Here is an 11075-nt window from a genome sequence, read left to right on the forward strand (position 1 = left end):
TGAATCATTGGCCCGTCCAGCTTTTCACCTGATCCAGCGTCGGCATTGTCACATCGAGCTTCAATTTTTTCCGCATCCCGCCCAGATCGTTGAAAATCTTGTTGGCATTGGCACCATTCAACTGGCTGACGTGCTGAAAACCCATCTTCTGCAAGGCCGGAATCCAGCCCGCCGGAATGCCCAGCTCTTCGTAGTCGGCATCGGTCGAAAGCTCCACTTTCTTCTCGGGACGCATTTGCGGGAAAAACAGCACATCCTGAATCGACGGCTGGTTGGTCATGATCATCGCCAGGCGGTCGATGCCCAAACCGACGCCCGCCGTGGGTGGCATGCCGTATTCGAGCGCGCGCAGAAAATCCTCGTCCATCGCCATGGCTTCCTCATCACCGCGTTTCGCCAGCTCGAGTTGTTCCTCAAACCGGGCGCGCTGGTCGAGTGGATCGTTCAGCTCCGAATAAGCATTGGCAATTTCTTTTCCGTTGCAAATGGCCTCAAACCGCTCCACCAGCCCCGGTTTGCTCCGGTGTTTCTTGGTCAACGGCGACATTTCGACCGGGTAATCCGTGATGAACGTCGGCTGAATCAGATTGCCTTCCACGGCCTCGCCGAACAGTTCGTCGATGAGCTTCGATTTGCCCATCGTGCTGTCGGTTTTGATGCCCCGGCCTTCGGCCACCTGCCGCAGTTCGTCTTCGCCCATCGCCGACACATCGACGCCGGTGTATTCCTGAATGGCTTCGAACATGGTGAACCGCTTCCAGGGGCGCTGGAAATTGATGAGTTTGTCGCCCACCGGCAATTCGGTTTTTCCGTGGAGATCCAGCGCAATCTTCTCGACCATCTCTTCGATCAGATCCATCATCCAGTTGTAGTCTTTATAGGCGACATACAACTCGACCTGCGTGAACTCCGGGTTGTGAAACCGGCTCATGCCTTCGTTGCGGAAATCTTTCGCAAACTCGAATACACCGTCGTACCCACCCACGATCAACCGCTTCAGATACAGCTCGTTGGCAATCCGCAAATACAGCGTCATGTCGAGCGTATTGTGGTGCGTTCGGAAAGGTCGGGCCGCTGCGCCCCCGTGAATGGGCTGCAGAATCGGGGTTTCCACTTCCAGATAGCCGTGGTTGCTCAGAAACGTCCGGATCGAATTGACCAATTTGGTCCGCTGCACAAACGTGTGCCGCACTTCCGGGTTCACGATCATGTCGACGTACCGCTGCCGGTAGCGTTGCTCCGGGTCCGAGAAGGCGTCATACGTCTGCTTATTGCCCTGTTCATCAATAACTTCCTTGACTACCGGCAAAGGCCGCAGCGATTTGGTCAGCAGTTTGAACGCTGTCACGTGGATGGAGATTTCACCGGTTTGGGTCGTAAACACGTACCCTTGCACGCCGATGATGTCGCCGATGTCCAGCAATTTCTTGAAAACCGTATTGTAGAGCGTTTTGTCGTCGTCGGGGCAGAGGTCGTCGCGCCGGAAATACAACTGAATCCGGCCGGTGGCATCCTGCAACTCCGCGAAGGAAGCCGAACCCATGATGCGGAAACCCATCAATCGGCCGGCAATGGAAATGCTTTTATAGTCGGTTTTGTTGCGTTCGTAGTTTTTATGAATGTCGGCCGCCGTGACGTTGACTTCGAATAATTCGGCAGGATACGGGTCAATGCCCATCCGCATCAGTTCCTCGCGCTTGTTGCGCCGGTTTATCTCCTGTTCGCTCAGTATCATCTTGAAATAAAAAAGATTTGCAAATATAGGAGATTGGAACACGGATTCAGCGGATTGAGCCGATTCGAACGGATTACTTTATCCGGGTTCAGAATGCATTCCCCGTAAAAATTCACCGCACATCCGAAAATCCTTGGCTGGAAATCAAAATAATTGCTATTATTGTGATATCAAAATAATATCACAAACTGCCATGAATGAAAAGAACCTTACTTCCCTTTCCGGCTATGTCCTGTTGCTCATAGCCCTTATTCTGCTGGGCGTCTCGGCCTACGGATTTTTTTTACGTGCGTTCTGGCTCGGTGGTCTTTCCTTCTTTGTTTCCATGATTCTCATGAGCGGACTCGCCGTGATCAATCCGAAAGAAGCCGTCGTTACCACGTTTTTTGGTGATTACACCGGAACGATGAAACAGACCGGTCTTCGGTGGGTCAATCCGCTGTATAGCAAGAAAAAAATCAGCCTGCGCGCCCGCAACCTGAATGGCCAAACGCTGAAAGTGAACGACAAAATGGGAAATCCCATCGAAATTGCTGCCGTTGTCGTCTGGCAGGTGGCCGACAGTGCCAAGGCTCTGTTTGAAGTGGATGATTACACGCTGTTTGTGCAGATTCAGTCGGAAGCGGCTGTGCGGCACCTCGCGAGCACCTGTGCCTACGACAGCATGGAAGACGAGGACGCGCCAGTTACGCTCCGCGACAGCACCGGCCAGATCAACATCCTGCTGGAACGGGAACTGAACGAACGGCTGGAACGGGCCGGTGTCGATGTGCTCGAAGCCCGGATTAGTCACCTGGCCTATGCGCCCGAAATTGCCGGAGCGATGTTGCAACGCCAGCAGGCTACGGCGGTCGTATCGGCCCGGAAGCAGATTGTGGAAGGAGCCGTCGGCATGGTTGAAATGGCCCTGGCGCGACTGGCCGAAAAAGGGGTTGTACACCTGGACGAAGAACGGAAAGCCGCCATGGTCAGCAACTTACTGGTTGTCCTGTGCGGAGAAAAATCCGTCAGCCCAGTCGTCAACGCCGGAACCTTGTACAATTAAAAATTAAGAGTTAAAAGTTAAAAATAGGTTTCGGACTGCCAGCGGTCCGGCGGTGCCTGTTCAACTTTTAACTTTTAATTTTTAACTCTTAATTGAAAGAATGGCTGCGGAGAAAAAAGCATTTGTGTTACGGATCAATCCCGAAACGCTGAAGGAACTCGAGCGCTGGGCGCAGGAAGAGTTCCGTAGTGTGAACGGGCAGATCGAGTATATCCTCAATGAAGCATTGAAGAAACGAAAAAAAGGTTCGAATTCCGACCCCAATCCCGACGCCGATCCGGAGGTGGGTTAAACCCGCAAACCCACTTCCCGAATACCGTCCAGGGTCAAATTCGGAACAATAGCCGCAAAATCAGCTTCTAAAGTTGGGATAGCGGTGGCCATGCCACCCGTGGCAATGGCGATGCAGTCGCCATTCAGTTCGGCCCGGATGCGGTTGAGGAGCGACCGGACCAATCCTTCATAGCCAAGTACTACACCCGCCTGAATGGCATGGGCGGTGCTGGTGCCCAGCGCCGATTCAGGCATCACCAGCGGCACTTCGGGCAACTGTGCCGTGGTGGAAAACAGCGAACGCACGGCGGTTTTTAGCCCCGGTGCAATGGCGACGCCAAGCATTTGACCAGCCGCCGAAACCGTCGTGAAGGTTAGCGCCGTACCGAAATCGACGACGACGCAATTCTCCTTGTAACGAATATGAGCCGCCAGCGCATTGGCTACCAGATCGGTTCCGATGGCGTAGGGGCGCAGAATCTGGAGTGGCAAGGCGTGGTAGATCGCCGGGCCAACCACAACCGGTTCCAGACCAAAAAGCCGGGCGAGTGTGGTTTTCAGCGTTGGGGTAAGTTCCGGCACCACGCTGCTAACGACAATCGACTGAATTGCACTGAGCGGAATATTGGCTTCCAGAAACCACAAACGCAGCAGTCGTTCATACCGGTCGCGCTCAGCCGGAACGGCATCCGTATCGCCAAATGGTCGGTCACTGAGGTGAAAAGCCATGGGTTCTTCGAGCAACGAACGCGTCCGCCAGACGTGTCGCCATTGCTGCTGATCGTATAAACCAAAGACGGTATCGGAATTGCCTGCGTCGACGGCGAGGAACATAGAGGGTATGGTATTTCAGTAGAATTTGCAAAGATAGCACGAAACCCCGTTCTGAAAATGAAGTGTTCGCGCAATGCTGTTATTTTTGACACCAGATTTGCTCAACAATCGATTTTACTACGAACCGGAATGACACATGGGATGAAAGGCTTCTGTTGGTTAGGGCTGCTGGGTTTGCTGGTAACGGGCTGTCGGAAAGGCGATCAGGACGTTACACCGGACAAACCCCTGACCTGGTTTGAAACGTTTGCAAAAGCCCTCGATGACTCACTGAAAACCAAACAGATTGGCTACGGTTTTGTGATTCTGGAAAAAGGCGAGGTGCGGGCGTCGGGCCGTGGCGGTTTGAAATCCCGAACCACGGAATCGGAAGGGGAGAAGGCTTTTACGCTGGATACCAAAACGCACATCGCCAGCATGAGCAAAACCATCACGACGATGGCGTTTCTGCACCTGGCTGCGGAGAAAGGCCTGAAAACCACCGATAAAATTGCCCCTTATCTGCCACCGTCCTGGCCGAAAGGCGAGAATATCGATCAGATTACGTTCCGGGATTTGATGACGCACCGCAGCGGTATCATTGGGTTGGGCAACAATTGCGTCAATGGGGCTTTTTCCGAAAACATCTGGTTCGGGTTAAAACAACTCGTGCAGCAGGGTGTCAAAACCGCCAACCGGGGGGATTATTGTTACCAGAATGCCAATTTTGGTTTGTTTCGGGTTCTGATTCCCGGCATTTTAGGCTATTCGTTTACCGGTGAGGACAGCATCGACGATCAGCAAACGCAGCAGCGGTATATCGACTACGTCCAGAAAAATGTGTTTGAAAAAGTCGGTCTCACCAACATCCTGGCCAACCACCCGACCGGTGATCCAACCTATACGTATGCCTACCTCAAAACGGGCATAACGGGCTGGAATCCGGGAAATTTTACCAATACCGTCGGGGCGTATGGCTGGTATATGACACCCACCGAAGCTGGAAAATTGTTTGCCACGGTTCTGTCGACTGCCGACCAGAGCGTGCTGACAACCGCCTGGAAAGACACGCTGCTGACGTACCGGATGGGAGCTTATGCCGGTACGATTCCGGACGGAGCCATCCGCTACCATGACGGATGGTGGTATCTGAAACTGGCTCAATACCAGGGTGTCCGCACGGTCTGGATGACGTTTCCCAACCAGGTAACGGCGGTTTTGTTTGTCAACGCGTTACACCATTCGCGCGGGAATTTTCCGAGCGACGATGGCACCGATATTGTTACGTATCTGAGTCGTGCGTATACGCAGACCCGGCAGATGAAAGGTGGGCGGAAGTCGGCTGAAAAAGTAGTTCTGGAACACAACGAACCACATTGATTCCCCCAAAAAAGGGTGGAAATTAACCCGGTTCGTTGTATCTTTACTTGTTGATTTTCAGGAGATGAGGATCGCTTTGCCGACTGAATGAACGGCACCCGGTTACCAGGTAAACAATAAATACGAATCTATGTACCCGGCATTGCTAATTGCCAGACAGTTTATAAACAAGGGCGTTGCCGAAGGCCGTCCCCTGACGCCGATGAAGCTGCAGAAGCTCATTTACATGGCGCACGGGCTGCACTTAGCCCGGCACGAAAAACCGCTGATTGCCGAAAAAGTACAGGCGTGGTCGTATGGCCCCGTGATTCCCGACGTCTATACCCGCTTCAAACGGTTTGGGAATAACCCGATTACAACCCCGATCCCCAGCAGCGACTGGGACGAAGAACTGGATCCGCAGGCGCAGGATTCCATCAATTTTGCCTGGGACATTGCCAAAGATTACAACGCCATTCAGCTTTCCAACTGGACCCATGTCGAAGGATCACCCTGGTATCTGTCGGTTAGCCGGAGCGGGGATGGTACACTGGAGCAGGAGCCCATCGATAACGACTTGATTAAAGACTATTTCACCGAAATTATCAGACGCGATGTCGGAGAATGAAGGCAGCGAAAAGGCGAAAGAGAACTTCCGGAAACTGATCGAATCGTCGTCGACCAACCCGCTCAACAGCGGACTTTCCCAAAACGAGTTCGAGCAATATGACAAGGAAGAACGCCGGACGCGTCTGGTAGGGCTGGCGCAGGACATTCAGGAACGGAAGAAATTCGCCCAATGGATCTTCTGGATGGTGGTTTTCTGGTTGGTCGTGATTTTGGGAATTATCATTGCCGAAGGGCTTCATTATCTGGACATTCCGCAGGCTGTCACCATCGCCTTGATCGGTTCTACAACGGTTAACGTAACCGCCTTTTTTGTGATTGTAACCAAGTATTTATTCCCCGGAAAATAAGGGTTGAAGTCTGTAAAAGGCTTGTGACGCAGCTTTCAGGCCCGGAAGGCTGGAAGCCATTGCCTTTTAGTAAATAAATAGTATAAAATGACTATAATTTTATACTATTTACAAGTGATTTCAGTGTAAGTATGCCTTTCTCCTGGCCCGATCACGGGCTTTCATTGCACCTGGTGTCAAAATACCTCTCCGCTAAACCTTTCCTCACGATGAAAACGGTGTTTACCCAAAGGACACTAGGCTACCTGAGCCTCCTTTTACTGCTGGTTTTTCCCTGGTCCTGTTCCGATCATCAAATTGATCCCAATGCTTCGGTAACGGTTACTTGCAGATGTCAACTGATTGATAACAGCGGCCCTACCCCATTTTATGACGAAAGAACACTGGAATGCCCGGGCGGTCGCTATACCTGCAAATGCGGAGGAATCAGCCTGAGAGGCTCCATCGAAGAGTTTCACTGCAACGATTGAGCCTTGCGGTACTTTTCGAAGCGAAACCGAACGTAAAGTGTTTGTGAGGAGAGTAAAGCGAACCGGACTTTTTGCTTTTGGTTATTTAATCCGCCAGCTATGCTTGTCAATACCGCCGTATTCCGGGTTCGTGCCTTCGTATTCTTTCTGCTGCTTTTCGTCAGTCGGGTCGCCGTTTCCCAAACCGGCGCTCCGGAGTCTTCCGACGCAAAAAAGAATGGAAAACCGCTCCATCTGTTCATCATCGGGAACAGTTTTTCGGGCAATGCGGCCAAATATCTGCGGGAACTGAGCGAAGAAGGCGGTCATGCATTGACCCTGGGGCGGGCCGAATTAGGCGGTTGTTCGCTGCAACGGCATTGGGAAATTGTGGAAGCCGCCGAGGCCAATCCGGACGATCCGAAAGGAAAAGCCTACAACGGCAAGTCGTTGAAAATGCTGCTGGCGGAGGGCGTCTGGGATGTGGTGACGCTACAACAATATTCCATGCTGTCGGGCGATGCAGATACCTACCAGCCGTACGCGAAGAAGCTGGCCGACTACATCAGAAAGCTGCAGCCTTCGGCCAAAATCGTGTTTCATCAAACGTGGGCCTATCGCTCCGATGCCGACGGTTTTGGGCAGGTTGCCGCCGGAAAAATGGCCCAGAGCGAAAAGGAAATGTGGGAGAAATCACGGGCGGCTTACCGCACCATCGCCCGCGAAGTGGGCGCGTCCGTCATTCCCGTTGGCGATGCCTTCTGGCGGATCAGTTCAGACCCCAACTGGGCGTACCGGAAAGATACCGGTTATGATTTTGCCAAACCGCAGGCGCCCAATTTGCCGAATCAGGACCATTCTTTGCATGTGGGATATAGCTGGAAAGACAACAAACTGGGTTTTGATTCACACCACGCCAGTGCCGCCGGTTGTTATTTGGGGTCGCTGGTCTGGTACGGTTTTCTGTTCAATGAATCACCCGTCGACCTGAAATTCGTTCCCGAAACGGTTCCCGCCGACTTTGCCGCTCAGTTGAGAAAAACCGCCTGGTCGACGGTGAAAAAGAGTGGCAAAGGTGTTAAAAATTAGAAATTACTCCTCTCATAGATTCAGTAACCATCAGGATTTGAACGCGATAGGTCAGAATGTCAACCTGAAAAAGAACCGCTTGTAATTCAAAAACCGTATCCTGCATAACAATCCTCGCGGTCATCAGAACGATCGGTACATTACAGCCCAATCGGCCGTAGAAGTCCGAACCGTGTTCAACTCAAAACCTGATGTGCAATGGATATTCGATCAATTACCCGCTATTTGCTGGTGCTGGTTGCTACGTTCTTTATTCTGAACGGGACGTTTGCGTTACTGAATCAGGCCAATTCTTTCCTGAATTTCGCCGGTTTTGTACTGATCGCATCCTGGGTTCTGCTGGTGGTTGGCACAAAAGGTTTTACAAAACTCCCTCTTAAAAAACGAAAACACCACAATGGAAACACTCCCTCGTAAACGTCTGGTTACCATCGGTATAACCGTTGTCGTACTCCTGCTCCTTTTCTCATTTATTGGCCGGTTCTATACCCGCATCGATGCCGGACACGTGGGGCTAAAGATTAACATGTCGGGATCGGATCGGGGCGTGAGCGACATTACGGAAGTGACCGGTTTTGTGTGGTATATTCCCTGGCTGACTAAAATTGAAGAATTTCCAACCTTCACCCAGACCGTCGATTACCAGTCCTTTACCGTGAATACAAACGACGGTGCTTCCTTTACGGTGGACCCAACGCTGACGTATCACCCCAATCCGGCGGAGGTTCCGCAGATTTACCGGCAATACCGCCGGCCGTTGCCGCAGCTCGAGCAAACCATCATCCGAAACATGGTATTCGATGCTTACCGGCTGACTACCAACGAATTTAAATCCGATAGTCTGGTGGGACAACGGGCGCGTTTCGAAGCGAAAGTGGAAGCCGAGTTGCGTAAATCGCTCAAAGAAGACGGTTTTATTTACGAACGCTTGACTTCAGCCGTCACCCCACCGCCTTCTCTTCAGGCTGCGATCGATGCCAAAAATACCGCCGTTCAAACGGCCATGGCCCTTCGGAACAAGATTGAGTCGGAAAAAGCCCAGGCCGAAATTGCGATTACCCGCGCAACCGGAGCCGCCCGCGCCCGGCTGATTAATGCGCAGGCCGAATCCGAAGCCAACACCCTGAAACAGCGTACCTTGACGCCCATGCTGATTCAGCAGCAGTGGATTGAGAAATGGGACGGCAAACTGCCTACCACCTCGACGGGATCGGCCAGTTTGATGCTGGGCATCAAGCCCTGAAACGAAGTTTGGTATTCTGCTTTGAAATTGCTGCGTTACCCTAAAGGGCAGGGCCGACGCTTCGGGGCTGGGGGGCAAAAGCGGACTTAGTCGATTCTAATTCAAAAACGTAACCAACCCTTCCCTAAAGAGACTTGGACACGATAAATCCTTTTTATGAATCAAATTCCTGCTTCCATTCATCATCTGGCTAAAAAATTATGGGACTACCACCGGCTCAACCAGCCCCTTCAGCCTGCCGACGCCATTTTTGTCCTTTGTAGTTACGATAAACGAGTTGCAGAACGGGGCGCGCAGCTCTGGCTGGACGGCTGGGCTCCGCTCCTGATCTTTTCCGGTGGCCTGGGCGTGATTACCCGAAACCTGTGGACCGAACCCGAAGCGGATCAGTTTGCCGAAATTGCCCGGAACATGGGCGTTCCGGACGAGGCCATGCTTATTGAAAACCAATCCACCAATACCGGGGAAAATGTCCTGTTTACCCAACAACGGCTTGCGGAGCGCAACCTCGACCCAACTCGTTTTCTGCTGGTTCAAAAACCGTACATGGAGCGCCGGAGCTACGCTACGTTTCGGAAGGTTTGGCCCCAAAAACAGGTGCGCGTTACTTCTCCGCAGGCTTCCTACGAGGAATACCTGGAAACGTACTCGAATCCCGAGCTGTCGCCGGAGCAGGTGATTCACATCATGGTGGGGGATTTACAACGGATCAGGGAATATCCCCGGAAGGGGTTTCAGGTTCCGCAGGAAATTCCACAAGACGTTTGGGATGCCTATGAAGCCCTGGTTGCCGCCGGGTATGACCAGCATCTGATCAAGGCGTAACGGTTTTTGGGATTGCTCTTTCTTAGCTGCCCCACCTCGCCAAAGCACAAAAAAAGGCCCCTGATTCAATGTGACCTCCTCCCGGCAAACTGAGCCAATCTATCAACTTGACACACTTTGCTGAACACTTTCAGGTGCTGCGGTCATTTGCCGACGTGGGCGTTTTTTCAATAGGGTTAATTATTATCAGTTTTTTACCCGGTGTACATAGACGGTAAAAAATCAATTGGCTCATTTTGCGAACGTAGTCACTACTTCAGGCGTATAGGCATAATAATTGTTGCATTTTCTCTTAAGTGAACTTCCTAATCTTTTAACCCTTAAGAGCTTATGAATCAGTTTTCCATTATCAAGGTATTTATTATTATGCTGGCGATCGCCGTAGGTTCATGTTCTAAAACCGAAGACATCGTAAAGCCCGATGTTATCCATTGGAATTATGAACACCCTGATTGGCAAACACAGGGGTTTTCGGAATGTGCAGGCCCGATTCAATCGCCGGTAGATATTCAAACGAATAGCACCATTAAAGTCGATCTGCCGAATCTGGATTTTAACTACAGCGCTTTTCCAATTAAAATAATAGACAATGGTCATACGCTTCAAGTCAATAATAACGGTACCAATCGAGTTGTTTACAATAAGAAAACGTATGATTTTAAGCAGTTTCATTTTCATTACCACAGCGAACATTTGCTTGATGGCGTAGCCAGTGATATGGAACTACATCTGGTGCATCAGGACCCCTCCTCAGGGGCGCTACTGGTAGTTGGTTATTTTCTTAAAAAAGGAGTTGCTAATTCGCTCTTTGAATCCGTGTTGAGTAATTGGCCAAAACAAAAAGAAACCGAGGTTAGTACAACTACCTCCATTGACCTGAATAGCCTACTGCCTTCCGATAACCGCTACTACACGTACATGGGGTCGCTGACCACTCCGCCCTGTTCTCAAGGAGTAATGTTTTTTATTGTGAAAACACCGATTGAGGTTTCAAGTGCACAGATTGATCAGTTTAAAGCACATTATGATCATAATGCCCGGCCTGTCCAACCGCTGAATTCAAGGCTGTTATACGAAGATATTTTGTAAAAAGTGGAATTACTCTGAAACCAGACCGAGATAATGGAGGGGTAAATCCAATCGGATCAAGAGCAAAAGTTGTGGAGCATCTTGGTTTAAGCATATAACTGCGTTAATCGATAAAGGAAAAACTCGACGTTTCTTACCCCTCTGAACTGAGTCCGGAAGGCTTTGATCTTGGCATTGA

Annotated in this window: 12 protein-coding genes; 10 read left to right on the forward strand and 2 right to left on the reverse strand. The window is 51.1% G+C overall.

What is annotated here, in order from left to right; translation table 11 throughout:
* Positions 1 to 4: 4 nt before the first annotated feature.
* Positions 5 to 1735, reverse strand: coding sequence for a lysine--tRNA ligase (lysS, locus tag DUE52_RS31015; protein ID WP_114410027.1), 1731 nt, complete (start codon positions 1733 to 1735; stop codon positions 5 to 7).
* A 193-nt stretch (positions 1736 to 1928) separates the two neighbouring features.
* On the opposite strand from lysS, the gene DUE52_RS31020 reads away from it, so the two are divergent.
* Both DUE52_RS31020 and DUE52_RS31025 read left to right on the forward strand, forming a co-directional pair.
* Positions 1929 to 2780: an SPFH domain-containing protein gene (locus DUE52_RS31020; protein WP_114410028.1), complete on the forward strand. Its 852-nt coding sequence runs from the start codon at positions 1929 to 1931 to the stop codon at positions 2778 to 2780.
* A 100-nt stretch (positions 2781 to 2880) separates the two neighbouring features.
* A complete protein-coding gene (locus tag DUE52_RS31025) occupies positions 2881 to 3072 on the forward strand; it encodes a type II toxin-antitoxin system antitoxin (RefSeq protein ID WP_114410029.1) in 192 nt (63 codons plus the stop codon).
* Here DUE52_RS31025 and DUE52_RS31030 read toward each other — a convergent pair.
* A complete protein-coding gene (locus DUE52_RS31030; RefSeq protein ID WP_114410030.1) occupies positions 3069 to 3887 on the reverse strand; it encodes a type III pantothenate kinase in 819 nt (272 codons plus the stop codon). The two genes, DUE52_RS31025 and DUE52_RS31030, sit on opposite strands and share 4 nt — an antisense overlap.
* A gap of 141 nt (positions 3888 to 4028) precedes the next feature.
* Between DUE52_RS31030 and DUE52_RS31035 the strand changes: the two genes are divergently transcribed.
* The 8 genes from DUE52_RS31035 to DUE52_RS31070 all read left to right on the forward strand — a co-directional run bounded on the left by DUE52_RS31035 (position 4029) and on the right by DUE52_RS31070 (position 10897).
* A complete protein-coding gene (locus tag DUE52_RS31035; protein WP_229312369.1) occupies positions 4029 to 5246 on the forward strand; it encodes a serine hydrolase domain-containing protein in 1218 nt (405 codons plus the stop codon).
* A gap of 130 nt (positions 5247 to 5376) precedes the next feature.
* A complete protein-coding gene (locus DUE52_RS31040; protein WP_114410032.1) occupies positions 5377 to 5853 on the forward strand; it encodes a Panacea domain-containing protein in 477 nt (158 codons plus the stop codon).
* On the forward strand, positions 5840 to 6202 hold the full coding sequence (locus DUE52_RS31045) for a hypothetical protein (protein WP_114410033.1): 363 nt from the start codon (positions 5840 to 5842) through the stop codon (positions 6200 to 6202). The genes DUE52_RS31040 and DUE52_RS31045 overlap by 14 nt, the downstream gene beginning before the upstream one ends.
* 569 nt (positions 6203 to 6771) lie before the next feature.
* Entirely contained in the window at positions 6772 to 7740 is a 969-nt protein-coding gene (locus tag DUE52_RS31050; RefSeq protein ID WP_114410034.1) for a DUF4886 domain-containing protein, read from the forward strand.
* A gap of 198 nt (positions 7741 to 7938) precedes the next feature.
* A complete protein-coding gene (locus tag DUE52_RS31055; protein WP_114410035.1) occupies positions 7939 to 8157 on the forward strand; it encodes a hypothetical protein in 219 nt (72 codons plus the stop codon).
* Positions 8138 to 8983: a prohibitin family protein gene (locus DUE52_RS31060; RefSeq protein WP_114410036.1), complete on the forward strand. Its 846-nt coding sequence runs from the start codon at positions 8138 to 8140 to the stop codon at positions 8981 to 8983. Before DUE52_RS31055 ends, DUE52_RS31060 begins: the two co-directional genes overlap by 20 nt.
* Positions 8984 to 9139: 156 nt before the next feature.
* A complete protein-coding gene (locus DUE52_RS31065; RefSeq protein WP_114410037.1) occupies positions 9140 to 9808 on the forward strand; it encodes a YdcF family protein in 669 nt (222 codons plus the stop codon).
* A 330-nt stretch (positions 9809 to 10138) separates the two neighbouring features.
* A complete protein-coding gene (locus DUE52_RS31070; protein ID WP_114410038.1) occupies positions 10139 to 10897 on the forward strand; it encodes a carbonic anhydrase in 759 nt (252 codons plus the stop codon).
* Positions 10898 to 11075: the final 178 nt, after the last annotated feature.

Source organism: Larkinella punicea (genome assembly GCF_003334855.1).
Taxonomy (GTDB): domain Bacteria; phylum Bacteroidota; class Bacteroidia; order Cytophagales; family Spirosomataceae; genus Larkinella; species Larkinella punicea.

Excerpts from the sequence above, each read along its gene's own strand:
- DUE52_RS31060 (WP_114410036.1), top strand. The coding sequence starts at position 8,138 with ATGGAAACACTCCCTCGTAAACGTCTGGTTACCATCGGTATAACCGTT.
- DUE52_RS31055 (WP_114410035.1), top strand. The coding sequence starts at position 7,939 with ATGGATATTCGATCAATTACCCGCTATTTGCTGGTGCTGGTTGCTACG.
- DUE52_RS31020 (WP_114410028.1), top strand. The coding sequence starts at position 1,929 with ATGAATGAAAAGAACCTTACTTCCCTTTCCGGCTATGTCCTGTTGCTC.
- DUE52_RS31030 (WP_114410030.1), bottom strand. The coding sequence starts at position 3,887 with ATGTTCCTCGCCGTCGACGCAGGCAATTCCGATACCGTCTTTGGTTTA.
- DUE52_RS31035 (WP_229312369.1), top strand. The coding sequence starts at position 4,029 with ATGAAAGGCTTCTGTTGGTTAGGGCTGCTGGGTTTGCTGGTAACGGGC.
- DUE52_RS31065 (WP_114410037.1), top strand. The coding sequence starts at position 9,140 with ATGAATCAAATTCCTGCTTCCATTCATCATCTGGCTAAAAAATTATGG.
- DUE52_RS31025 (WP_114410029.1), top strand. The coding sequence starts at position 2,881 with ATGGCTGCGGAGAAAAAAGCATTTGTGTTACGGATCAATCCCGAAACG.
- DUE52_RS31070 (WP_114410038.1), top strand. The coding sequence starts at position 10,139 with ATGAATCAGTTTTCCATTATCAAGGTATTTATTATTATGCTGGCGATC.
- DUE52_RS31050 (WP_114410034.1), top strand. The coding sequence starts at position 6,772 with ATGCTTGTCAATACCGCCGTATTCCGGGTTCGTGCCTTCGTATTCTTT.
- DUE52_RS31045 (WP_114410033.1), top strand. The coding sequence starts at position 5,840 with ATGTCGGAGAATGAAGGCAGCGAAAAGGCGAAAGAGAACTTCCGGAAA.
- lysS (WP_114410027.1), bottom strand. The coding sequence starts at position 1,735 with ATGATACTGAGCGAACAGGAGATAAACCGGCGCAACAAGCGCGAGGAA.
- DUE52_RS31040 (WP_114410032.1), top strand. The coding sequence starts at position 5,377 with ATGTACCCGGCATTGCTAATTGCCAGACAGTTTATAAACAAGGGCGTT.